The 740-nt window shown below is 64.1% G+C and carries 1 protein-coding gene; it reads left to right on the forward strand.

Annotated features, from left to right (window positions below):
- On the forward strand, positions 1 to 615 hold a 615-nt coding region (gene udp, locus BN1136_RS19035; RefSeq protein ID WP_043809090.1), incomplete at its 5' end, for a uridine phosphorylase.
- Between the last annotated feature and the right edge of the window lie 125 nt (positions 616 to 740).

Here is a 740-nt window from a genome sequence, read left to right on the forward strand (position 1 = left end):
TTCACCACCTGGCGCGGCGAGATGGACGGCAAGGCCGTCATCGTCTGCTCCACCGGTATCGGTGGCCCGTCTACCTCCATCGCCGTGGAAGAGCTGGCCCAGCTGGGGATCCGCACCTTCCTGCGCATCGGCACCACTGGCGCCATCCAGCCGCACCTGAACGTGGGCGACGTCATCGTCACCACCGGCTCCGTGCGCCTCGACGGTGCCAGCCTGCACTTTGCCCCGATGGAATTCCCGGCCGTGGCCGACTTCGAGTGCACCACCGCACTGGTCGAGACTGCCAAGGAGCTGGGCTCCAAGCTGCACGTGGGCGTGACCGCTTCCTCCGACACCTTCTACCCGGGTCAGGAGCGTTACGACACCGTATCCGGTCGCGTGGTACAACGCTTCCAGGGTTCCATGAAAGAGTGGCAAGCCATGGGCGTGCTGAACTACGAGATGGAGTCCGCCACCCTGCTGACCATGTGCTCCAGCCAGGGCCTGCGTGCCGGTATGGTAGCCGGTGTCATCGTGAACCGTACCCAGCAGGAAATCCCGAACGCCGAAACCATGGCGAAAACCGAATCTGATGCCATCAAGATCGTGCTGGGCGCCGCTCGCAAGCTGATCTGATAGCACCACACCGCGTGGGGGGTGGGGGCCGTTGCGAAAGCGCGGCCCCTATCTTTATCCGCCGTATTCGCCATTCTCCGCCGTCTCTCCTTCTCTGCGATCTCCCCCCGTCGTATCCCCCTCCT

The organism is Aeromonas taiwanensis (genome assembly GCF_000820165.1).
GTDB classification, from domain to species: domain Bacteria; phylum Pseudomonadota; class Gammaproteobacteria; order Enterobacterales; family Aeromonadaceae; genus Aeromonas; species Aeromonas taiwanensis.